At 37.9% G+C, this 21,814-nt stretch carries 32 protein-coding genes; 22 read left to right on the plus strand and 10 right to left on the minus strand.

Annotation, left to right across the window (positions count from 1 at the left end; translation table 11 throughout):
• Positions 1 to 15 precede the first annotated feature (15 nt).
• On the plus strand, positions 16 to 3,255 hold the full coding sequence (locus FJR04_RS06730) for a COR domain-containing protein (protein ID WP_168493001.1): 3,240 nt from the start codon (positions 16 to 18) through the stop codon (positions 3,253 to 3,255).
• A gap of 40 nt (positions 3,256 to 3,295) precedes the next feature.
• Here FJR04_RS06730 and FJR04_RS06735 read toward each other — a convergent pair whose 3' ends face one another.
• Positions 3,296 to 4,174: an Rpn family recombination-promoting nuclease/putative transposase gene (locus FJR04_RS06735; RefSeq protein ID WP_168493003.1), complete on the minus strand. Its 879-nt coding sequence runs from the start codon at positions 4,172 to 4,174 to the stop codon at positions 3,296 to 3,298.
• A 93-nt stretch (positions 4,175 to 4,267) separates the two neighbouring features.
• A complete protein-coding gene (locus tag FJR04_RS06740; protein ID WP_168493005.1) occupies positions 4,268 to 4,582 on the minus strand; it encodes a YkvA family protein in 315 nt (104 codons plus the stop codon).
• Positions 4,583 to 4,770: 188 nt separating this feature from the next.
• Between FJR04_RS06740 and FJR04_RS06745 the strand changes: the two genes are divergently transcribed.
• Both FJR04_RS06745 and FJR04_RS06750 read left to right on the plus strand, forming a co-directional pair.
• A complete protein-coding gene (locus FJR04_RS06745; RefSeq protein ID WP_168493007.1) occupies positions 4,771 to 5,559 on the plus strand; it encodes a MotA/TolQ/ExbB proton channel family protein in 789 nt (262 codons plus the stop codon).
• Positions 5,549 to 6,214 carry a biopolymer transporter ExbD gene (locus FJR04_RS06750; RefSeq protein WP_168493009.1) on the plus strand — a complete coding sequence of 222 codons (666 nt, stop codon included), beginning with the start codon at positions 5,549 to 5,551 and terminating at the stop codon, positions 6,212 to 6,214. Before FJR04_RS06745 ends, FJR04_RS06750 begins: the two co-directional genes overlap by 11 nt.
• Positions 6,215 to 6,743: 529 nt before the next feature.
• Here FJR04_RS06750 and FJR04_RS06755 read toward each other — a convergent pair.
• Together FJR04_RS06755 and FJR04_RS06760 are read right to left on the minus strand one after the other, a co-directional pair.
• Complete coding sequence (locus tag FJR04_RS06755; RefSeq protein WP_168493011.1) at positions 6,744 to 6,929, minus strand: hypothetical protein; 186 nt, start codon at positions 6,927 to 6,929, stop codon at positions 6,744 to 6,746.
• 262 nt (positions 6,930 to 7,191) lie between these two features.
• Positions 7,192 to 7,950, minus strand: coding sequence for a Crp/Fnr family transcriptional regulator (locus FJR04_RS06760; protein WP_168493212.1), 759 nt, complete (start codon positions 7,948 to 7,950; stop codon positions 7,192 to 7,194).
• A gap of 273 nt (positions 7,951 to 8,223) precedes the next feature.
• Here FJR04_RS06760 and FJR04_RS06765 point away from each other — a divergent pair, with 273 nt between their 5' ends.
• Entirely contained in the window at positions 8,224 to 9,045 is an 822-nt protein-coding gene (locus FJR04_RS06765) for a DALR anticodon-binding domain-containing protein (protein WP_168493013.1), read from the plus strand.
• 367 nt (positions 9,046 to 9,412) lie between these two features.
• Here FJR04_RS06765 and FJR04_RS06770 read toward each other — a convergent pair whose 3' ends face one another.
• Entirely contained in the window at positions 9,413 to 10,336 is a 924-nt protein-coding gene (locus tag FJR04_RS06770; RefSeq protein WP_168493015.1) for an ion channel, read from the minus strand.
• Between the two features lie 62 nt (positions 10,337 to 10,398).
• On the opposite strand from FJR04_RS06770, the gene FJR04_RS06775 reads away from it, so the two are divergent.
• A complete protein-coding gene (locus tag FJR04_RS06775) occupies positions 10,399 to 11,577 on the plus strand; it encodes an MFS transporter (RefSeq protein ID WP_168493017.1) in 1,179 nt (392 codons plus the stop codon).
• Between the two features lie 93 nt (positions 11,578 to 11,670).
• Positions 11,671 to 11,934: a hypothetical protein gene (locus tag FJR04_RS26085; RefSeq protein WP_254445222.1), complete on the plus strand. Its 264-nt coding sequence runs from the start codon at positions 11,671 to 11,673 to the stop codon at positions 11,932 to 11,934.
• Here FJR04_RS26085 and FJR04_RS06780 read toward each other — a convergent pair.
• Together FJR04_RS06780 and FJR04_RS06785 are read right to left on the minus strand one after the other, a co-directional pair.
• Positions 11,879 to 12,391 carry a L,D-transpeptidase gene (locus tag FJR04_RS06780; RefSeq protein WP_168493019.1) on the minus strand — a complete coding sequence of 171 codons (513 nt, stop codon included), beginning with the start codon at positions 12,389 to 12,391 and terminating at the stop codon, positions 11,879 to 11,881. The genes FJR04_RS26085 and FJR04_RS06780 overlap by 56 nt on opposite strands.
• Positions 12,392 to 12,564: 173 nt before the next feature.
• Complete coding sequence (locus tag FJR04_RS06785; protein WP_168493021.1) at positions 12,565 to 13,197, minus strand: bifunctional 4-hydroxy-2-oxoglutarate aldolase/2-dehydro-3-deoxy-phosphogluconate aldolase; 633 nt, start codon at positions 13,195 to 13,197, stop codon at positions 12,565 to 12,567.
• Positions 13,198 to 13,417: 220 nt separating this feature from the next.
• Between FJR04_RS06785 and FJR04_RS06790 the strand changes: the two genes are divergently transcribed.
• On the plus strand, positions 13,418 to 13,708 hold the full coding sequence (locus FJR04_RS06790; protein WP_256366789.1) for a DUF29 domain-containing protein: 291 nt from the start codon (positions 13,418 to 13,420) through the stop codon (positions 13,706 to 13,708).
• 128 nt (positions 13,709 to 13,836) lie between these two features.
• On the opposite strand, the gene FJR04_RS06795 is transcribed toward FJR04_RS06790, so the two are convergent.
• Positions 13,837 to 14,112, minus strand: a complete 276-nt coding sequence (locus FJR04_RS06795) for a type II toxin-antitoxin system RelE/ParE family toxin (protein ID WP_168493023.1) — start codon at positions 14,110 to 14,112, stop codon at positions 13,837 to 13,839.
• The gene (locus FJR04_RS06800; RefSeq protein ID WP_168493025.1) at positions 14,105 to 14,356 is read right to left on the minus strand and encodes a type II toxin-antitoxin system Phd/YefM family antitoxin; all 252 of its coding nucleotides are present in this window, start codon (positions 14,354 to 14,356) and stop codon (positions 14,105 to 14,107) included. Before FJR04_RS06800 ends, FJR04_RS06795 begins: the two co-directional genes overlap by 8 nt.
• 112 nt (positions 14,357 to 14,468) lie before the next feature.
• Here FJR04_RS06800 and FJR04_RS06805 point away from each other — a divergent pair, with 112 nt between their 5' ends.
• From FJR04_RS06805 to FJR04_RS06870, 14 genes are all read left to right on the plus strand, one after another.
• On the plus strand, positions 14,469 to 14,699 hold the full coding sequence (locus tag FJR04_RS06805; RefSeq protein WP_015083417.1) for a hypothetical protein: 231 nt from the start codon (positions 14,469 to 14,471) through the stop codon (positions 14,697 to 14,699).
• Positions 14,686 to 15,045 carry a type II toxin-antitoxin system PemK/MazF family toxin gene (locus tag FJR04_RS06810; protein ID WP_168493027.1) on the plus strand — a complete coding sequence of 120 codons (360 nt, stop codon included), beginning with the start codon at positions 14,686 to 14,688 and terminating at the stop codon, positions 15,043 to 15,045. The genes FJR04_RS06805 and FJR04_RS06810 overlap by 14 nt, the downstream gene beginning before the upstream one ends.
• Before the next feature lie 189 nt (positions 15,046 to 15,234).
• The gene (locus FJR04_RS06815) at positions 15,235 to 15,567 is read left to right on the plus strand and encodes a DUF433 domain-containing protein (RefSeq protein ID WP_168493029.1); all 333 of its coding nucleotides are present in this window, start codon (positions 15,235 to 15,237) and stop codon (positions 15,565 to 15,567) included.
• Positions 15,564 to 15,923, plus strand: a complete 360-nt coding sequence (locus FJR04_RS06820; RefSeq protein ID WP_168493031.1) for a DUF5615 family PIN-like protein — start codon at positions 15,564 to 15,566, stop codon at positions 15,921 to 15,923. The genes FJR04_RS06815 and FJR04_RS06820 overlap by 4 nt, the downstream gene beginning before the upstream one ends.
• Before the next feature lie 115 nt (positions 15,924 to 16,038).
• Complete coding sequence (locus tag FJR04_RS06825) at positions 16,039 to 16,368, plus strand: hypothetical protein (protein WP_168493033.1); 330 nt, start codon at positions 16,039 to 16,041, stop codon at positions 16,366 to 16,368.
• Between the two features lie 6 nt (positions 16,369 to 16,374).
• Complete coding sequence (locus FJR04_RS06830; RefSeq protein WP_217359236.1) at positions 16,375 to 16,743, plus strand: hypothetical protein; 369 nt, start codon at positions 16,375 to 16,377, stop codon at positions 16,741 to 16,743.
• 148 nt (positions 16,744 to 16,891) lie between these two features.
• Positions 16,892 to 17,122 (plus strand): DUF433 domain-containing protein, encoded by a 231-nt coding sequence (locus FJR04_RS06835; protein WP_168493034.1) that lies wholly within the window; start codon positions 16,892 to 16,894, stop codon positions 17,120 to 17,122.
• 7 nt (positions 17,123 to 17,129) lie between these two features.
• Positions 17,130 to 17,492 (plus strand): DUF5615 family PIN-like protein, encoded by a 363-nt coding sequence (locus FJR04_RS06840; RefSeq protein ID WP_168493036.1) that lies wholly within the window; start codon positions 17,130 to 17,132, stop codon positions 17,490 to 17,492.
• A 230-nt stretch (positions 17,493 to 17,722) separates the two neighbouring features.
• A complete protein-coding gene (locus FJR04_RS06845; RefSeq protein WP_168493038.1) occupies positions 17,723 to 18,532 on the plus strand; it encodes a DUF3800 domain-containing protein in 810 nt (269 codons plus the stop codon).
• A 299-nt stretch (positions 18,533 to 18,831) separates the two neighbouring features.
• The gene (locus FJR04_RS06850; RefSeq protein ID WP_168493040.1) at positions 18,832 to 19,134 is read left to right on the plus strand and encodes a hypothetical protein; all 303 of its coding nucleotides are present in this window, start codon (positions 18,832 to 18,834) and stop codon (positions 19,132 to 19,134) included.
• A gap of 12 nt (positions 19,135 to 19,146) precedes the next feature.
• Positions 19,147 to 19,548, plus strand: a complete 402-nt coding sequence (locus FJR04_RS06855; protein ID WP_168493042.1) for a type II toxin-antitoxin system VapC family toxin — start codon at positions 19,147 to 19,149, stop codon at positions 19,546 to 19,548.
• Positions 19,536 to 19,700, plus strand: coding sequence for a hypothetical protein (locus FJR04_RS06860; RefSeq protein ID WP_168493044.1), 165 nt, complete (start codon positions 19,536 to 19,538; stop codon positions 19,698 to 19,700). The genes FJR04_RS06855 and FJR04_RS06860 overlap by 13 nt, the downstream gene beginning before the upstream one ends.
• A gap of 276 nt (positions 19,701 to 19,976) precedes the next feature.
• Positions 19,977 to 20,177 (plus strand): type II toxin-antitoxin system HicB family antitoxin, encoded by a 201-nt coding sequence (locus tag FJR04_RS06865; RefSeq protein ID WP_006278807.1) that lies wholly within the window; start codon positions 19,977 to 19,979, stop codon positions 20,175 to 20,177.
• Positions 20,174 to 20,383, plus strand: coding sequence for a type II toxin-antitoxin system HicA family toxin (locus FJR04_RS06870; RefSeq protein WP_168493046.1), 210 nt, complete (start codon positions 20,174 to 20,176; stop codon positions 20,381 to 20,383). The genes FJR04_RS06865 and FJR04_RS06870 overlap by 4 nt, the downstream gene beginning before the upstream one ends.
• 155 nt (positions 20,384 to 20,538) lie before the next feature.
• Here FJR04_RS06870 and FJR04_RS06875 read toward each other — a convergent pair whose 3' ends face one another.
• Entirely contained in the window at positions 20,539 to 20,799 is a 261-nt protein-coding gene (locus FJR04_RS06875) for a hypothetical protein (protein WP_168493048.1), read from the minus strand.
• A gap of 116 nt (positions 20,800 to 20,915) precedes the next feature.
• Between FJR04_RS06875 and FJR04_RS06880 the strand changes: the two genes are divergently transcribed.
• Entirely contained in the window at positions 20,916 to 21,737 is an 822-nt protein-coding gene (locus tag FJR04_RS06880) for a peptidoglycan DD-metalloendopeptidase family protein (RefSeq protein ID WP_168493214.1), read from the plus strand.
• Positions 21,738 to 21,814: the final 77 nt, after the last annotated feature.

The raw sequence follows: 21,814 nt of genomic DNA on the forward strand, positions 1-21,814 counted from the left end.
AGAAAAGATTTGGTTATGGCACGAGATCAGGCTTATCAGAAAGCAGCGCAGCGTATCGAAAAGGCACGGCAAGAGGGAGCAATAAAACTCGATCTCAGCGATATGGAACTGACTGAGATTCCAGAAGAGATCGTCTCCCTGACTCAGTTACAACTGCTTGACCTCTCCAATAACCAACTGACAGTCATCCCAGATGCGATTGCCTCCCTGACTCAGTTACAAGAGCTTGACCTCTCCAACAACCAACTGACAGCCATCCCAGATGCGATTGCCTCTCTGACTCAGTTACAAGAGCTTGACCTCTCAGACAACCAACTGACAGAACTGCCAGAAGTGATCGCCTCCCTGACTCAGTTGCAAGAACTTAATCTCTCTTATAACCAATTGACCGCACTGCCAAAGGTGATTTTATCCTTGACTCAGCTACAATCGTTTTCCTTTTATGCAAACAAATTGACAGAATTGCCAGAGGCAATTACATCCCTGACAGAGTTGCAAACCCTTGGTCTTGCTGAAAACCAACTAGAAACTTTACCAGCATCAATAGGTAAACTAAGAAGATTGAATTATCTTGAATTACATGGTAATAAGCTCCACTCACTTCCAGACTCATTTGGTGAATTGAAAAATCTAGAAATTCTGTGGTTAGGAGAGCTACAGGAGCAGGGCTACGGTAATCCACTAGGCCAGATCCCTGAATGTATTAGGCATTTAAAAAAGTTGGAGTTCCTTGGAGTAAGTGCTTGTTCATTAGATTTTTTACCTGATTGGTTAGGCGAACTCATATCACTGGAAAGTCTACAATTGTCTGCAAACCAGCTAACTGACTTACCAGTATCTCTAGGGCAACTTCCTAAACTCAAGACTCTTAAACTTCATGAAAATCCCCTCAATCCTGAACTTGCTGCTGCCTACGAACAAGGAACTCAAGCTGTATTGGAATATTTGCGAGCCAAAGCAGAGCAACAAATAATACTCAATGAAGCCAAACTAATCTTAGTTGGTGAGGGTGAAGTGGGCAAAAGTTGCCTGTTAGGGGCGTTACGGGGGGATGAATGGGTAGAAGGTCGCCCCACCACCCACGGCATTGAAATTAAACCTGTCATCGTCACAGATCCCGATAGCGGAACAGAAATCACTTTAAATGGTTGGGATTTTGGTGGTCAGAGGGTTTATCGTCCCACACACCAGTTGTTTTTTAGCTCACCAGCCGTGTATCTGGTAGTCTGGAAACCACGGGAAGGAATCCAGCAAAATTTTGTAAAAGAGTGGATCACACTGATCAAACATCGAGCGCCGGATGCCAAGGTGTTGATAGTTGCAACCCACGGCGGACCCAAACAGCGACAACCAGATATTGACAAACAGGAAATTTTGGATCAATTCGGTAAAGATACGGTGGTTGATTTCTTCCATGTAGACAGCAAACCCCAGGAAAATACGACAGATGACACCGAACTGGCAAGACTAAAAGATACTATTGCTCGTATTGCTGCATCTCTTCCTGAAGTTGGGCGTTCTGTTCCTGCTAAATGGCAACGGGTAAGAGAAATCTTGAAAACCAGTGATCAAGCCTATCTGGCATACAATGAGGTTATTGCCATCTGCGCTGAACAGGGAATTGATGAGCAGCAAGCAGAATTATTTATTGTGATTTACAGTAAATCAGGTCATTTTATTCATTACCACGACTCTGTACTCCGCAATATCGTCATCCTCAAACCCGACTGGTTAGCAAAGGCAATCAGCTTTGTGTTGGATGATCAAATGACACGCAAACGCAACGGTTTAGCAGCATTTGACCATCTCAGCCAATTATGGAGTCATCCCCCATTTGAAGGAGAAGAAGGTTATCCGAAAGAACTACATTCAGTATTTCTGGGACTGATGAAACGCTTTGATTTATCCTATGAAGTGGTTTTTAATCCATCTGAGCCTAGCAATACGAGCTTGATTGCTCAACTTGTTCCTGATACACGCCCAGACCAATTACCAAATTGGGGAGAACAACCAGAACCAGGAGACAGACAACAGGTACAAATTTGCCGCATTGTGGATAGTCGGGGACAGTTTGCAGTGGCAGAAGGATTGTTTTATCAGTTGATTGTCCGCTTACATAAATATTCACTTGGACGGAATAATTACAACAACAGCATCCACTGGCAACGAGGTTTAATGCTTGACAATGGCTACAACGGTCGAGCATTGCTAGAGTATGTGGACAGTGATGTAAAAATCACAGTCCGGGCAGCTTATCCAGAACGCTTTTTATCCTACCTCACGGAAGAAATTAAATGGCTGGTCGAAAATTTCTGGGAAGGTTTGCGTTGTAACGTTATGGTTGCTTGTGTTGCGCCTTGCGGCATCAATAGACCTGGAAACGGATTATTTGAGGTAGAGAAATTAATTAAGAGTAAAAAGAAGAATCGTAATGAGTTTCTCTGTACAGTTTCAGGATGTGATGAATGGCAAAATATTGATTGTTTGCTAAATAACGCACCCACAACTCCGCCCCCATCACAAGTATTTGGTATTGAGCAATTTCGAGATGTTCTCAAAAACGAGTTGAAAGTCATCCGTCAAGATTTAGTTATTTTAGATAGTCGAGATGAAAAACGCTTTCAGGAATTGTCTCAAGAACAACGTACTATTCTCAGCCAAGTTGATCAACAATTTGCAATATTAATGCAAATGCTCACAGATGAAGCCAAAGATGGACCTCGTTTGTTTAGCTTTAAACCCATTGATCCGAAATTTTTCGATAAACCCAAATGGATAAGTGCCAAGTTTCAACTTACTCTCTGGTGTGAACACGCACGTCAACCGCTTCCAGTCTTAAATCCTGATGATCCAAAAAAGGGAGTCTATGAATTAGACTTACCCCGTGAGTGGTTTACCAAAGCAGTCCCTTATCTTAAACTTTTAACAGGAACTCTCAGCTTAGTTTTACCTGTAGCTGGTTCAGCAACCAAGTTAATGTTAGATGACACAGCCTACAAAGCCATTGAAGAACAACTAGATTTAGGACAAAAAACCATTGAATCTACCTTAAAAGGGGGTGATATGGCTTTAGTTGAAAAGTCTGATCATGCTTCCTTTGCAGAAGGTGATGCAATTCGCGCCCAAGGCTCGATTTTACGAGAATTACACGCCCTCTTGAAACAAAAAGATCCTAGTTTTGGTAGTTTAGTACGAGTGCAGAATAAACGCCGTGAATTTTTGTGGGTTCATCCTCAATTTGTAAATGAATATTAATTTCTAGAGTCAACTTTTACAGTAGATAAAAACCGCGCTTCTACTTCTCAGAAACTTCTAAATTTTGCAACCAACCAACTAAATCATCTAAACTTGCAAAATCTAACAACACCTCAGTTAAATCTTCCAATTGTTCCAGAGATAACTTCTCAATCTGCATTTTTAGCTGACTAGGAACTTCCCCGAATTTTTTAGATAACAACCGCAGGATAAGAGTTACTTCTCCCTGCTGTCTACCTTGTTGCAGACCTATTTCCGTTGCTTCTTCTCTTAGTTCTTGATATAAGCGAGTTTGCTCAAAAGTTATACCTAACATTGCTTCTATCTCCACACGACTTAAACGAGTAAACCGATAAGACATAATCGTGGTAATTATTTCCATTATCGCACGACTATCTGCTGGTGCTTGTAACTCCTGCTGACAACGGTTGACTAAATATCGCGCTGCTGCTGGTGCTTTGTCTTGGTTTAGAGTTGTCAATACCAACAAACTGACATCAAGGGGTAATTGCTCAATTTCTCCCAACTCATCCAAATATACTCGATGGACTTGTTCTGAACTCAAAAGTGCGCGATAGGGGTGAATATCCCCTTGTTCTATACTACGAGTTGGATAAATTAACACCGCTTGCCAATCTTGAAAACGTTCCCTATTTCTGTAAAAATAGAGAAATAATTCCCCAAATAACCGCTCATACAGTCGCTCATCTTTCTGAAACTGCACTTCACAAAAATAAACAACTCCTGGAGTTTCCGTTTCTGGTGGTAAAAACACCCCATCAATTTCAAACTTTGGTTCTTTTACCGCTACCGAGTCGAAGCGATAACTAGCCGCATTTACTGGAGGATTTGCCAATAACTCAAACAGTAGCGTCGGATATTTTTGAAATAAATAATAAAAAATAGAGTCACGCCGCATATAAAAGTAGAAATCACCTTTTCATATACATTATCAGAAATAGCGATCGCCAATCTAACCAAAGGCGATCGCATTCCTTTTTATGCTCACAAACTACTTAACCGAAACCGAATCAATATCCACAGTCTCTCCAGAGGAGGGCGCAGGATTAGCCGTATTGCTGGTACTATTTTCTACAGTCCCTTTTTTTGCCTTCCAACCATCAATAACTAATCCAGAAACTTCAGTAACGAATAAAGTTAAAAGTAAAACATCATCAATTTGCCCAATAATAGGAATAAAATCTGGAGAAATATCCAAAGGGCTAATTAAATAAGCTACTGTACCGATAATTACCCACCAACGGTATTTAGGATTGCGTAGTGTGTTCCGATACCATGTATATAGGGATTGGATTGAGAAGTTCATATTCTTAACCTCCAGTTATTTTTTTATTTTGGCAAATAATCATCTAAACTCCCGGTGGGAATAACCGTCATATTGTGTATAGAAGATGTTACTCCTGAGTAATTAATGAGAAAAGTTTGAGAGGAATGCAAAACTCTCTAAAATGAAAATGCTTTGACTACTAGAAATGGAGGGAGGAAACCTACATAGTGGATATTTTAGATTTGTTTAAGAAGGGCGGGCCAGCCATGTGGCCTTTGCTAGTTTTATCAGTCCTATCATTAAGCGTGATTTTTGAACGTCTGTGGTTCTGGCTACGAATTATCACCCAAGAAAAAGAAATTGTGAATCGTGTTCTTGATGCTGCGGGTGAGAATTGGGAAATAGCCCAGACAATAGCCCAACAAGCAACTGATCAGCCCATTGGCCGTTTCTTATACGCACCTTTACGCTTACAAAAAAATGATCCAGAAACCTTTAGATTAGCCCTAGAATCAACCGCAGCAGATGAGATAGCATCAATGCGACGGGGAGAAAAACTTTTAGAAGCTGTAATTGCCCTTTCGCCACTGTTAGGATTATTGGGTACAGTTCTAGGATTGATTCAGTCTTTGCGTTCAATTCGCATTGGTGATTTAGGTACTGAATCTACAGCCGGTGTCACCACTGGGATTGGGGAATCTCTGATTAGTACAGCAGCAGGATTAATAGTAGCGATCGCCAGTTTGGTATTTTATCGCCTATTCCAAAGTTTTGTTGTTAACCAAGTTAAAGTTTTCAACAAAGCCGGCAATGAACTGGAATTGCTATATCGTCAATATCCTCCCGATCCTCACAAAATTCCGACAGAAATAGTTGCTAAATCTACTTCTGATAGTTTTCGTTCACCCCCTGGGTTAGATAAAAAATCATTTACCAAAAATTCTCCAATTGAGACAGATGACACAATTCATAATTCTCGGTTGAACTCTGTACCAGAACAAGAAGATGAAAGTTAAGCTAGATACTCCCGGTGAAGAACTCCAGATTCAAATTATCCCCTTAATTGATGTTGTTTTTTGTATTCTGACATTCTTTCTATTAGCCGCTTTACAATTTACTCGTCAACAAGCAATTAATGTTGACTTACCGAAAGCTAGTACAGGTACAAATTCTGCGGCTAGTTCCCAAATCAATAGCAATATATTACCCGTGACAATTGATGCAATTGGGGTGACATACATAGAAAAAGAACCTGTGAGACGGGAAGAATTAGAAGCCCGTTTAAAGCAATATATCCAAACCAATCCAGATGGGATTTTAGTATTGAATGCTTCGCGTACAGCTACTTATAACGATGTTATTCAAACATTAGATGTGTTGCGAAAAGTGGGTGGAAATCGTGTTTCTTTGGGAATTATCCCCGGTTCATCTCAACCACCTACGGATTCACCAAATTTACCTACTATCCCTATTCCTGGAATACCTAATGCGCCTACCAGCCCAGAAATTAATCCACCAGGAAACCTATATCCTTTACCACCTGCAAACTCAAATCCATTTCCTGCACCAGGGAACGAATTTAATCCTGGTATGACACCTTTAGTTCCCAATAACACTGTACCTCAAGCACCTGTAGCACCAGGAAATAATAATTCTCCTGCTCAAAATTAACATCATATTTTGATAAATTTTGTATATTTATATCTCCCCAAATTGTCTTTGTTAAGGATATTGTGGGGAGATTTTTTAGTTTAATTGTCAAAAATAATATCCCCGACTTCTTGAAGAAGTTGGGGATATAAATGTTTTTTGCAAATAATATTTAGGGCTTGCGGAAAAAGTCTTTCTGTTAGGGCTAGAAGCATCAGTATTCGGTGTAAGGGCGTATCCCTGACATGATCTGAAAGCATTAGATGTAAGGGCGTTCGCGAAGCGTGCTGGAAGCATCAGCATTCGGTGTAAGGGCGAAGCATTCGGAAAATAAACTTGGGAAAAAACCGATAATTAATCGCCCAAATGCTTCGCCCCTACGAGGGAAAAATGGATAATTTTTCGTCCGTACAGGAGTGAGGATAATGGCTTACACCACGCTGCGCTATCAGAAAGAAAGAAGAAGAAGGAGATCAGAATAGTCTTAAATTTGGGTTATTAAGCGTTGTTAATTATCAATTATCAATTGTCAATTGTTTTTAACGAATCCCTAAGAAAATTTATTGGGATTGAGAACAAAGTAAAATTTATATTTATTGGCAAGATCAATAATTGGAACCAGGTGGGTGGCCCCAATCTGCCGATCAAGCCTTACTTGCGCCGCATTCATGATGGCAACATCTTGACAACCACCGGGGCTTTCAAAAAGATCGCCGATAGTCTTGGTGGTGTTCATGATGCTTCAGCCTCAGAGATTGGTCTTTAATCACTGATTAAACCCGATTACCCAGAATCTGTTGATGGTGGTCAAACAGATTGGTCAAAATGAGAAGCAGGCTGGTGTACGCCAACTGATTATCAATTGAGCAGGTTCAGGAATAATTACCCAATCTGGGTTTTTCAAAATCCACTGATACCTGCCATTGGTGTCTTAGAGAGTGGCAAACTCTCAGTCAACATCTATCAATCTGCTGCTCATTAAAGAGTTGGACTACGTTTTAGCTGGCTCTATTAATGGATTCTGCGGGTAAGCAGATCAAATTATCGCCTTGGGTAAGGATTAAGCCGCGTTGACGTAATTTACCCATTAAACGAGTGACAGTAACACGGGTTGAACCAATGGCGCTGCCAATTTGGGCATGGGTAAGAGGGAAGGGTAGGCAATAACCACGAATGACATCTGGATCAGTTTCGCTCATTGATGGCTCTCCATATTCCTCAATTAGGAGGGTGAGAAATCCTAAGAGTCGGTCAATTGTGCGTCGTTGTCCTAAAGCACTTAACCAGAGCAACTTGCGCTGATGTTGGTATCTAAAGGCATCCATGACTTCGCGGCGGAAGTGAGGCCAATTGTCTAAATCATGCCAGTACATCCACAGGACGGCTGTTTGATCAACGTGGGCATAGGATTGGAGTGTGAATGGAGACTGAGCGACAATTTCAAAGGGTTGTCCTGCTCCGACAAAACCTAAGAAAGCCTCTTCTGGGGTTCTGTTAATTCGTCTAGATGTTAATTGACTTGCGGTAGCACTTACTTGGGCAGTTCCTACCATGCGGATAGCACCTCTTTGGACTAAATAGAGCAAACCAGGTCTAGCGGGAATGCGCTCATCTTTACTGAAGGTGCGGCAGCGGTAGTGTTCTTGGGCCCAGTCGAGAATGCGTTGCCAAGTCAAGAAAGGACGTGAAGCTTCGGAAAAGGAGGATTGAGATTGCATAGGTAACAAAGAGTGTTTGGCTGAAAACAAAGACGTTATAAGAAAAGTGCAAGGAGTGTCTTTGTGTTAACGGGGTAGGCTTAACGCCTAACAGCGCCAGCCCTCCAATGAGATAGAAAGCTTAATTGCTCTCTATTTTTTTCTTATACTTCCTACTGTACAATGAAGGTAGTAAAGTTTACCCATCATTTATAGATTATTCATCAAATTTTATCCTACTCTCATTTTTCTTTACCTATAACAAACTTCTATCTCAAGGTAGATGGAACAGGATAAAATGATGCACTCCATAAATTTTTTACAAAAAAATACGTGTATTGTAAACTACTTTTTGACGAAAACATAGCAGTTAAACAGTTAGTAAATAGATATTTAACATCTGCGTTCAGTGTTTGTACTAATAATAGGGAAATTACACGCATAGAAGGTAAAAAAGTTCCTCTCTATCAAGGTGGATATAATCAAAAAATTTTATATATCTCTGGTGTGGCAATGGGGAGATCAAAATCTCAGAATTCATTGGCAGTTGCCGGAGCGATCGCTCTGCATTTATCTCAGAACAGTGATAATTTATTTAGGGTTAATGTAGTGTCTCCTGGTTGGATTCATATAGAACTCGTTGACTCTACCTTGGCGGCTTGGTTACAAAATCTGATAGTTGTCAAAAAAAGTGGCAACTTGGTAAATAATGTTTTTCTTCAGCAATCACCAAGTTCATTAAATTCATTAAGAATTTTTACAATACAATATGCTCATTCACGCTGTTGCTCTCTATTACGGTTGGGATACCAGGAAGGACTAATTGCATGGGAACAAACTATACCTTGGCTAAATAGTGATCAAAAACTACGTCTCAATCACCCTGATGAAAGTTTTCTCATTCACCAATTAGTTAAGGTGGTAGACGATTTAGTTTGTGCTGATGGTAATAATTCAATTAATTGGGAAACAGTAGGTTGGAACTTGAGTCAAGCTTTTGAAAAGTTCTGGTGTAGTTGTCGAATTTGGGGTGAAGTGAAAATTCATGATCCAGAATTAGCCCAAGCTAGATTAGGCTTGCTGATAGTGAATCAGTTAGTTTTAAAGTCTGTGTTAGAAGGCAAATTAGGGATTGTTGCACCTGAAGAACTCTAATTGATCAGTTTTCAGACAAAATTATTTTTACAGATATATATAGTCCTGCTAGGGCTATTTCATTCTAAATAGGGCTTACGCAAAATACCTTTCAAACCCTCTTTTCTTCGTGTTCTATCTCTTCGAGACGCTCCGCGTGCCTTCGTGGTTTGTTTTTCCGTTGCTTGTGCGTAAGTCTTATAAGTTACATTTTGTGAAAGCGATCGCTCACCAAAACCCCAACCCTTAATCCTCTGTTGTTTATTCTCAATAAAATGAGGTTCTTGTCAATAGGTGGGTAATTTTAAAATCTTGTATTCCTTATACAACAAGGATTTCAAGAATGTTAAGAAAGATGTGGGTAACGCATAGACCTGAAGTCTCTAAATTAAACCACCTCATTCAAAGGTAAAACATCGTGAAAATGAGTATAGTCAAAGTAACGATGTCCATCGGGTGTATGGTGCATAATATCCACAAACTGATAGTTCCACAAAATCTCATTAGCACTATAACTATGACGAGCATGGACAATCTGTGCCACCGTGTCATCAATACCACTAACAGAAATAATGAGTAAAGCTTGAGTCAGTTTGAGTGATTCCGATGTCATTCCATACAGAGGACTAGACTCATCAATAATGTGCATCACTGTCCAAGATAAAGAAAAGCTAGGTGTCTGATTTCTGATCAATTTAAGATCATATATTTTCCGCATCAATTCACCCTCTACGGTGATATCATCTCGCATCAAATACACCCCCATCTGTGCCTCTAGAATCATATTGCGGCGCTGGTTAGCCGTGCGAAACATCAAAGTTGGCATCCCTTGATGTTGTGTAACAACTGCCATACGACTAAATATTACACGGGCAGTTGGACGAGAAAACCGCGCAAATGCTAATCCCGTCATTAAAGCAACTCCCATTACACCAATCATCGCTTCAATCGTCACGATTACATTTGCATAAATTGTTTTGGGATACATTGCCCCGTATCCTATAGATGCCAAAGTTTGTACACTAAAGAAAAAAGCATCTAAAAAAGAACCTGCTTTAGCATTAGCAATACAATCACCACCTAGCCAATAAGCAAAAGCAAATAAAGTATTAATAGCCACATATAAACTACAAATTAGCAAAAAAAAGCCAGTCCAAGGAATAGTTAGCAATAAATGGTAAGGATCACCCCAATAGGAATACCATGCACCCATACCCATAATCTCAAATTGTCCATTACGGATCTGAATATGAACTCGTAGAGGCAAATGTTTTCCTTGCTTCTTGAAAAATCTCTGTAATTTAAATTTCATGAGCAGTAGGTAAAAGTCTAGTAAATGGTAGGATGACTAAAGATAAATATGTTTAATTAACAATGAATCGAATTTTTTGGATTACTGCTTTAATTGCCTTTATTAACTCCCTTAGTTTTACAATTTTAATTCCTATTATCTATCTTTATGGTAAACAATTTGGTTTAAACGATTTCCAAACTAGTTTATTATTTTCTACCTATTCCATTGCTCAGTTTTTTGCCACTCCAGTGATTGGCAAACTTTCTGATAGATTTGGGCGGAAACCATTATTAATAATCAGTTTGGCCGGAACAGTTATTGCTAACACTATAGCGGGAACAGCCACAACAGCAACTTTACTATTTTTAGCCAGATTTTTAGATGGTATCACAGGTGGAAATGCTTCTGTTGCTCAAGCTGTTATTTCTGATGTTACCAGTCAAAAAAATCGCGCTCAGGCATTTGGGATTTATGGTGCAGCAATGGGATTAGGCTTTATCCTTGGACCAGCAATCAGTTTAGTAGCCCAGCAAGTATCCTTGGGAGCGGCATTTTTAGTTTCCGGTGTAGTTGCTTTAATAGCAATGTTCATGACCATATTCTTCTTACCAGAAACTTTAGAAAAAAAATCTCCAAAAGCTACCAATATCTTTGATTTAGGGTTAGAAAATTTAATCAAAGGTTTTGCCATGCCGGGAATTGGCATATTACTATTAATTAACTTTTGTACAGGGACAACATTTACTATGTTTACCTATGCTTTTCAACCCTATTTTATTAAAGTTTTAGATCAAAATAGTAAATCTTTAACACTTTTATTTCTAGTATTTGGCACATTAGGAGTAATTATGCAAACATGGGGAGTATCTGTTCTCAGTCGTAAATTTAATGTCGTCAAAATATTATTTTTAGGTTTATTTGTTCGCAGTTTATCATTTGTGCTGATGCCTGTTTGGCCTAGTATCACTTATTTTGTCACAGTTAGTATATTATTCGCTTTATTTAATGCTCTAGTCCAACCGATGATTAGTACCTTAATTTCTCTCAATGCTCAACCACAAGATCAGGGAACTGTCTTAGGGTCAAACGCATCTTATTTAAGTATTTCTAATGGTATTGGACCTGTAATTGCCGGCATGATAGTTCAACAGTCCAAACCTGTCACTTATGGCTATCCTTTATATCTGGCAGGTATTTTGACGTTTTTAGTTTTAATGTTGGCAATAACTACTCGTCAACAATATACACCAAAAAGATAAGTAGGATTTGCTGAAGTTAGAAGAAACAAGAATAAGCATAAAATTACTATTTTGATCAAAAGTTTTAACTAAACGTAAACTTTTCAGGAGGATGTGTCTACTAACGATATTGAATCTCATATTGATTATCTGGAGCAACGTCTTCAACAACTCAATCAAGAAATTGAGACATTGACCCAAAATAATCAACAATGGATTGATAAAGTCAATTTATTCAAAACTACTCCTGGTATTGGTCAAGTTATTTCTACCACTTTAGTTTCTGACTCCAAGCAAATCTCGCACCTAATCAAGACAGTCGCTACTTATTTATTACTACTGGTGTGCCGATATCAGCCCACTCAAATATCCACTTAGCATGATTAGGTGCGAGATTTACACAGCCATGACTTACAGGTGTACCAAATCTTTTATGCCAATATGCGCCATGAATAGCATATCCACCTTGATAATACATAGTATGGGGGACATTGGGAACGTCATAGCCTCTACCCCGCATTCGAGTTTTTTTGAGTTTGGTTTGGATTTTAAAAGTACCAATGCGAGTAGGTGTGGATTTTTTCCCAGAAGAAATGGTAATTGCATAAACTGGTTTACCACCTTCCCATGCAGTTAGATTTTGCTTGGAGAGATTGATTTGAATCCAACGATTATTAGATTGTTTGAGTGTTTGAATAGCTGTGGCAATTTTTTGTGGTTGAGAATTGGCTGGAACTTGACTAGATACAGGATTAATCATACTCGCAGAGATGACTGCACCCGCGAGAAATATTTTGAGGGGATTTCCCCAGTGAGTATAAATTAAGTTTTGCATGGTAAACACACTCCTCTTCTGTCTGTTGGTATAGCAGCTGAATTTCCTGGTAATAGCGGTCTTCTGTCGAGTGAAGTATCAAAACCCCAACTCCCTCCTAGTAAGTGGGGAGGGAACTATTATATACCTCGATTTGCATCTGCTTTTTTAATTTTAAATTTTATCCAGCGATACTATTGTAACCTCCGTATGAGAGTTTTTGCTTGCTGTGTTATGCTAGTCCAATTTTCCTGTAACACTGATTCTGGCGGGAATAATTCACCACTCAAGCCCACGGCCACTGCACCAACTTGTAAAAAATCTTTAGCATTTTTTAATGTCACTCCGCCTGTAGGTATTAGGGGAATATGTCCAAGAGGCGCTTGTAAACTTTTGATATAATTAGTTCCTCCTAGTGATTGGACAGGAAAAACTTTTACACAACTAGCCCCATAATGCCAAGCTGTAATAATTTCTGTAGGTGTCAACGCACCAGGAATAATGGGGATATTTTTGGCTACTGCGGCTTGAATCATGGCTGGATCTGTATGGGGACTGAAGAGAAATTGCGCCCCACAGGCGATCGCTTCTTGCAATTGTTGGACATTAAATAAGGTCCCTGTACCAATGAGACAGTCAGGTAATTGGGCGCGGAGTTGGGAGATTAATTCGGGTGCGCGATCGCCATTCCAGGTAATTTCAATTAGTCTCATCCCCCCAGATGCTACCGCTAACGCCATTTGCTCACCTAATACCATTTTGGGAGCGCGAATAACAGCGATCGCTCGGTGTTTTTTTAACTGTGATAACCAAACTTGATTAAACATTTTTACTGTGATTTAGGAATAGCAGCATCCCCACGCCTCACTCCAGGGGAAACGCATCTAAATTATCTTGACAAAATACCATGTTATGTCCAATTAAATCAAATTTTAATGATTGTAGTTAATCTTGAAAAAGAGGAGATATTACAATGGATAAACTAGAACAATATCAAATAACAATTAAACAAGTTCTCAAATAGGATTGCTATATATTTGGTATGCTTTGAAAAGTAATTTGCGCGTGTTAATTATGCACGTGCTAAAATACAAATTCCAACCTCAAAATAGATCCAATAGCTGGTTATATACAATCTATGAACATCGTCAAAGAATACAGGAAACGTTTTTAGATAGTCCTAGTTTAAAAAGCTATTATCTGGAAGTTTTGGATAATTGTTATCAACACGCTCGCAAAGAAGCATCTATTGAAACAGGACTTCCTTTGTCTATTTTTCCTCAAGAGAGTCCTTTTTCATCTGATGAAATCTTAGATGCTGATTTCTTTCCTATTTAATTAGGTTTTGCTTTTCTGTTTTACGCGATCGCAAACCACTCAGCAGCGATTACTAGGACGCGCTATCTCTTCGAGTCCCGACAGGGATACGCTATCGCACCCCTTCAACTTCCCGAACAGCGATCAAGTTACAAATTTTTATAAACTTCATCATCATTACGTTTACCAACTCGAAAAACATCAACTAATTTATGATCATCATCAATGGTGTACAAGATTCTATATTCACCCTGATCAATACGATAACCACCTTGATAACCTTTTAAAGCTGCATAGTCTTGAGGACGAGGATTACCCTGAAGTGATAGTATTTTAGAAACAACTTGTTTATATTGTTTTGGTTGCAAATCTAATAAGTCTTTTTCCGCAGTTTTCGCAATCCTCAATGTATATCGTTCACTCATTGGGATGTTTTGCTATTATTTCTTCTATGGTGGTAAATCCTGTATTTTCTTCTATTGCACGTCGCAATTTAGCAGAATCTATTGCATCTTCTATTGCTTCTAATAGTTTTAAATCTTCAATACTAATCATCGCTACAGCAGGTTTACCATGACGCTGAATTAAAATTCTTTCTCCACGATATTCTGCGCGGTTCATAATATCAGGAAAATTAGCACGCGCTTCACTTGCACTGATGACAGACATAGCGCCTCACAAAATTTATAGGGTTACATAAGATTATAGATTATTTGTCTGTTTTTTGCAAATTGTACAAAATTATGGTATGATTATTTAGTAAGTTAAGTAAGTAATACCTATGATGAAAGTCACAATTACTTTAGAAGAAGACATTCTCAGATTTATTGACCAACAGGCAAAAGGTAATCGTAGTGCCTATATTAACGCACTATTAGCAGAACAAAGACGCAAAATTTTAGAAGCAGAAATAATTGCAGCACTCCAAGAAGATGCGAAAGATTTAGAATATCAAAATGAGATTTCTGCTTGGGATAATGTAGCTGGAGATGGTATTAATGCCAGAGGGTAATTTAACTTATAACCGGGGTGAAATTCGTTGGGTAAATCTTGATCCAACTGTGGGAGCAGAAGCACAAAAAATCCGTGCTTGTTTAATAGTTCAAAATGATATTATGAATCAATATGGATTATTAACTATTGTGATGCCATTTCGACCAGGAAGTAAGCAAGCTCCCTATATTATCAATGTCAAAGCAACAGCAACTAATGGATTAGATAAAGATCGTTTTATTGATGTTGCTCAAATTCGTTCTGTAGATTATCGTCGAGTTTTGGGGTTGGTGGGGATTTTAGAAGCTGAATATTGGGAAGAAATTCGTACTGCTTTGGATGTGGTTTTGGGTTTTGGGGTTTAAGTTGAGAGATAGCTACCGCGAACGCGATCGCACCCCTCCAACTTCCCAAAAGCGAACTGACAAGTCAGCGCTTGCGCTATCGCACTTCCTCACTCTCCTAACAGAGATAGCACCCCCTCCAACTTCCCAAACAGTATATAATGACTTATTATAAATTAATATGGCAACAAAATTTGTAGGGTTAGAGTAATGCAATTAGAAGGTTATTTTGACTTTATCTCAGAAAGAGATATTCGACTGAAAGGACACCGTATTGGTATTGATAATGTACTTGATTATTATTTAGAAGGATATACACCCGAAGAAATCGGTGCTAATTTTCCTGATTTGAGTTTGGAGCAAATTTACGCGACTATTACTTATTATTTACATAATCGTCCTCAAGTTGATTCTTATCTTTCTAATTTGGCAAAATATAGAGAACAACGTTATAAAGAATCAATTACTCATCCTTCACCTTTGTTACAAAGATTGAGAAAATTGAAAAGTGCAAAATTTCAACAGCAGGTAAGTGTATTGTGAAGGTGCGTTTTTTACTTGATGAAAATTTGCCACCCCGTCTGAAATTAGCTATTTTAAGGTTAAATTCCGAAATAGATATTTTGCGTGTGGGTGAAGATAATGCACCACCAACAGGTACTTTAGATCCTGACATTTTGCGTTATTTACAATTATCTCAAAGGGTTTTAGTAACAGATAATCGTGCTAGTATGCCAGGACATTTGGAAGCACATTGGGGAGAAGGTGGCCATATTTGGGGTTTATTTTGGTTGCGTCCCCGAACACCAATAGCAAAAATAGCACAGGAGCTTGTGTTTGTCTGGGAAGCTACAGAAGCGGAAGAATGGATTGATAAGTTGGAATGGATTCCATTTTAAGCTATTAGTCGAGATAGTATTTATACCAGAGAAGATGAAATGTTATGAAATATCTGGTAGATACTAATATTTTATTAAGTTTTTGATATACCGAAATAATCAAATCTAGGATTTTATGATTAACAATCACCAATCCATTACATCTAAATCATCAGCAAAACCCCGCAATGATTTATTACTAGAAATTGAACATACTCCAGAAGAATATATACCCGAATTACTACAAATTGTCCGGTTATTTCGTCAAAGTGTCACGCTGAAACAGACATCTTTGAAAAATTGGGAAAATGCCATTAATGAAATTAATGAAAGTGACGCAATTAAAAAAGAACACAGAAAAACTAATATTAAAAGATTGTTCGAGTCATGGAATGAATCAGATGATCAACAAGAACAACAAGAAACTTTGGAAATTATTGAATCCATGAATGGTATTTTAATTTAAAATAAAATGAGTAAGGTTATTGTTTTAGATTCTGCACCTGTGGGACTAATTACTAATCCTAAAGCGAATCCTCTAGCTGTGCAATGTCAAGAATGGTTTTATAGTCTTTTTGAAAGAGGTCATGAAGTCATTTTACCAGAAATTATAGATTATGAAATTAGACGGGAATTATTATTGAGGGCAAATAAGTTATCAGGAATTAGAAAACTTAATCAACTTAAATCAGAAATTATTTATCTTCCTATTACCACAGAAGTAATGTTAAAAGCAGCAGAATTATGGGCTGAAGTGAGAAATCAAGGTAAATCTACTGATCCAATTATTCTGGATAATTTAGGCATTGATGATAGTTTAGAAGAAATGATTAATTGTTAGGAATACAAACTGATAAAATATTTATTAGATAATAATGTTTGTATTCAATATTTGAATCAAAGATCAGAAAAGATTATTCAGCGTCTTTAGATATAAAGATTTTCATAAATTTATGATACAATCAAAAATATTACAAATAAGTAATTCTATGTTAAATCTAGAAAGGATTACATTTGATCCGCAAATCATGGCAGGACAAGCTTGTATTCGGGGGATGCGAATACCTGTTTCTTTAGTGGTAAATTTAGTAGCTAATGGAAAACTACTAGAGGAGATTTTAGAAGAATATCCTGATTTAGAAGCTGATGATATTCGTCAATCTTTGCTTTATGCAGCGTGGTTGACTCAAGAACGGGTTTATTCTTTTAAAACTGCGTAATATTAAAATGAAGTTTTTAGCTGATATGGGAATTTCACTACGAACTGTATCTTGGTTGCGTAGTGGTGGTTATGATGTGGTGCATTTGCGAGAACAGGGGTTGCAAAAACTACCAGATTATGAAATTTTAATCAAGGCTTGTGCCGAAGAGCGAATTATATTAACTATAGATTTAGACTTTGCTCAACTTTTAGCTGTCAGTGGAGATAGCTTACCCAGTGTAATTTTATTTCGATTAGGTAATGAAAATTATCATGTAATTAATCAATGTTTAACAGAAATTTTGAGCCAATGTCAGGAAGATTTGGTAGCGGGAGCAATTATTTCTGTAAATAATGAAACTTTTCGTGTTAAAAGATTACCCATATAGAAGAGCGATCGCACCCTTTCCAACTTCCCAAACAGCGAACTGACAAGTCAGCGCTTGCGCTATCGCACTCCCTCCAACTTCCCAATATCCTTTTTTAACGAACCACGAAGACACGAAGAACACGAAGGAAGAAGAGAGAGCGAATTTTGCATTTTCCAGTCAAGTATCCCTTTTTGCCATTAAATATGTAATACTATTAGGAAATTTATTAAATGTAACAAAACTAGAAAATGAACCAACAAGATAATATTGAATTTGCTATATATATTGATGAATCTGGTAGTGCAAAACCAAATCCTAAAGATGAATGTCCTGTTTTTGCTATGGGTGGAGTTTTAATTAAAAGAAGTGATGAACAAATTATTAATCAATTGGTAATAGATTTTAAAAGTCGTTGGAATATTAGTCAAGAACAACCTTTACATGGTAACGAAATACGCTCTAAGAAAAAAGGATTTGCTTGGTTAGGTAAATTATCTAAAGTTCAACAGGAGCAATTTTTTGAAGATTTGACACAAACTATAATTAATTGTCCTATAGTTGTTCATGCTTGTGTTATTTCTCGTCAAGGATATCTCAATCGTTACTTAGAAAAGTATGGTGAAAATACTTGGGAAATGATGAAAAGTGCCTTTTCTATTTTAATAGAACGTAGTGCTAAATATGCAGCTATTAATAATGGTAGTTTAATGGTTTATTTTGAAGCAGCAGGTAAAAATGAAGATAATCTACTAAAACAATATTTTTACGATTTAAGAGCTAAAGGTCAACCTTTTAATGTTACAACATCTGATAAATATTCACCTTTATCTGCTGATGATTTATCAAAATTATTAAGAGGAATAGACAGCAAAACAAAAGCTAGTTCTGTTATGCAAATTGCTGATTTATGTTTGTATCCAGTTGTGCGTAGTAAAGATAGTCCTGATAATCAAGCGTTTTTAGCTCTTAAAAATGCTAACTTGCTTGTGGATTGTAGGTTACGACAGGATCAAGTTACTACTTTAGGAATTAAGTATTATTGCTTTGATAGCCCCTAAAAACAACAAAACCGCTACGTGAGCGGTTTATGATGCGGCAGTCATACGACTACCCCCAGGCTATGCCTACCTTTATATTATCTTCTGATTTGTTAATTGTCAATGTCTGATTGAGGTTTTTATTGTTTTGGTAAAGCGATCGCACCCCCTCAACTCCCCAAATAGCGAACTGACAAGTCAGCGCTTGCGCTATCGCATCTCTCCAACTCCCCCAAAGTATCGTTATTTGGGTAAGTTACACCTGCTGATTCTGATCTGATATACTGATAATATGTAAAAATAATCAAATCTAATATTTTATGATTAATAATCACCAACTCATCACAGAAACATCCTCAACTACACCCTGGAATGATTTATTATTAGAAATTGCTCAAACTCCCGAAGAATATATACCGGAGATATTGGAAATTGTCCGTTTATTTCGTCAAAACTTGATCAATAAACCAACAACTTTGATAACGACAGAAAAACACAAATTAGAGTGGCAAGAATTTATTAATAAAACAGCAGGAAGTTGTGCAGATGATCCAATTATTCTGGATAATTTAGGTATTGATGATACTTTAGATGATAGCTTAGAAGAAATGATTAATTGTTAGGAATACAAACTGATGAAATATTTATTAGATAGTAATGTTTGTATTCAATATCTTAATCAAAGATCAGAAAAGATTATTCAGCGTCTTCAAGATTTATCCGATATAGATATAGTAGTTTGTTCTATTGTCAAAGCGGAATTATTTTATGGTGCAATGAGAACTCATAATCCTGCGAAAACTCTGCAAAAGCAGCAGGAATTTTTAAATCGTTTTATTTCTTTGAAGTTTGATGATGAATGTGCTGTAATTTATGGTGAAATTCGTAGTAAATTGGCTGCTAAAGGTACTCCTATAGGAAATAATGATTTACATATTGCTGCTATTGCTATAGCTAATAATTTAACTTTAATTACTCACAATACTAGAGAATTTAGTAGAATTGATAATTTAAAATTAGAAGATTGGGAGATTTAGTAAACAGCGATCGCACCCCTTCAACACCCCAAAAGCGATCGCACTCCCTCCAACCCCCCAAAAGCGAACTGACAAGTCAGCGCTTGCGCTATCGCACCCCCTCAACTTCCCAACAGCGATCGCACCCCCTCAACTCCCCAAAAGCGAACTGACAAGTCAGCGCTTGCGCTATCGCACCCCCTCAACTTCCCAACAGCGATCGCACCCCCTCAACTCCCCAACATCTTTTTTAACGAACCACAGAGACACAGAGAACACAGAGTAAGAGCGATCGCACCCTTCAACTTACCCAAAAAGCGATCGCACCCTTCAACCCCCCAAACAGCGATCGCACCCCCTCAACTCCCCAAAAGCGATTATTCATCTTTATTAAACTGGTACGTCTGATTCCCCCTGCGGTAAAATATCCTTAGTTCAAGGAATTGGCTATGAAAATAAAAGCAATTATTTGGGAAGAAGACGGTGTCTGGTGTGGTTCTGTACCAGCTTTACCAGGATGTCATACCTGGGGTGAAAGCTACGAACATTTATTAGAAATGTTGAAAGATGCTGTTCAAGGTTGGTTAGAAGTTGCTAGTCAGCAAGAAGAAGTTGAACCACAAAAACAGTTGATTGAGTTATCTTTATGAAATCGGTTTCTGGTAAGTCTCTGTGTAAGATTGTTGAACGCTATGGATGGAATCTAAAAAGGATTACAGGTAGTCATCATATCTATGTTAAGGAAGGTATGAGTGTGATTCTTTCTATACCTGTTCATGGTAATCGTGATTTACCTACTGGTACACTCAGAAGTATTTTGAAAGATGCTAGTTTGACTGAGGAAGATTTAGATTAATTTCGCAGATCGCACCCCTTCAATTTCCCCAAACAGCGATCGCACCTCCTCAACTCCCAAACAGCGATCGCATCCCCTCAACTCCCAAACAGCGATCGCACTTCCTCACTCCCCAAACAGCGATCGCACTCCCTTCAACTTCCCATCATCTTTTTTTAAACGAACCGCAGAGACGCAGAGAACGCAGAGAAAGAGCGATCGCACTCCTCAACTCCCAAACATCCTTTTTTAACGAACCACAGAGACACAGAGGACACAGAGAAAAAGCGATCGCATCCCTTCACCCTACCAAACAGCGATCGCATCCCTTCCCCAACATCCTTTTTTAACGAATCACGAAGACACGAAGAGAGCGAAGGAAGAAGAGAAGAGAGCGATCGCTTTTTGAAAAACTCTGAACAGCACTTTAAATTCATAACTGTCCATTTAGACTTTGATTTGGATATTATGTAAATAATTTTTAATTATCAACAAGAAATGTACCAAAAAACCCTTACTTTTTCATATAATTAAGTGTTTATCAGGGAAAGTCATGAATTCTGAATACTTCCGTAACCTAATTCTCTCTCGTCTGGCTTCAAGCACAAATGCTTTATTGGTTTTTGGTTGTTTATTAGTAGGAATGTCTAACAAGGCAGAAGCAGCCTCTTTTATATATTGGCCTGTACCAAGTAATACTGGTGTAGAGTGTGGCTATGGATGTTACGATGGACACGTTGGTATTGATATTGGTGTTAATACAGATAATACAACACCAATCTATGCAGCGGCTGATGGTGTAGTTATTAATCTTGATAATAATGAGCCATTTGGGAATCAAAGGGTAATTAATCCAGCAAATGGAAACTATGTCAAGCTCAGACATGATATAAATGGTGAGATATTTTACACTTGGTATTTGCACTTAACAAGTGACGTTAAAGTTGCAATTAATGACTCCATAAGCGTTGGTCAGCTATTAGGATACGGTTCAAATTCTGGCTACACTTGTGGTAATCAAACCGTTTCAACCGGTGGATGCTTAGGTTATCCAGGAGCTTATTCTCACTTGCATTTTCAAGTTTCAACTTCTTGTGGCACAAATGCTTGCTCTAAAAATCCATTTGAACAAGGATGGTGGGTTAAAGACAGTGGGGGTAAAATCATCAATGCCACAGATGCTAAAAACTATATTAAGACTTATCCAATAATCTCGTGGTCTAGTGAAGATTTATCTAATGGTAATAGTCAATCCTTTACAGATCCTGAAACATATAATTCAAATAGTACCTCTGTTCCTGAACCGTCATCAGTTTTAGGTCTATTTTCACTAGCTGTTGCTGGTGTACTAGTAAAATTTAGAAAGAAAAACTAGGTTATTAACTTCTGATTCAAACAAATACATTTTTGCTTGCAAAAAACCAGCAAGGGCATAATAATATGCCCCTACCC

Source organism: Anabaena sp. UHCC 0204, from assembly GCF_009711975.1.
Classification (GTDB): Bacteria; Cyanobacteriota; Cyanobacteriia; order Cyanobacteriales; family Nostocaceae; genus Dolichospermum.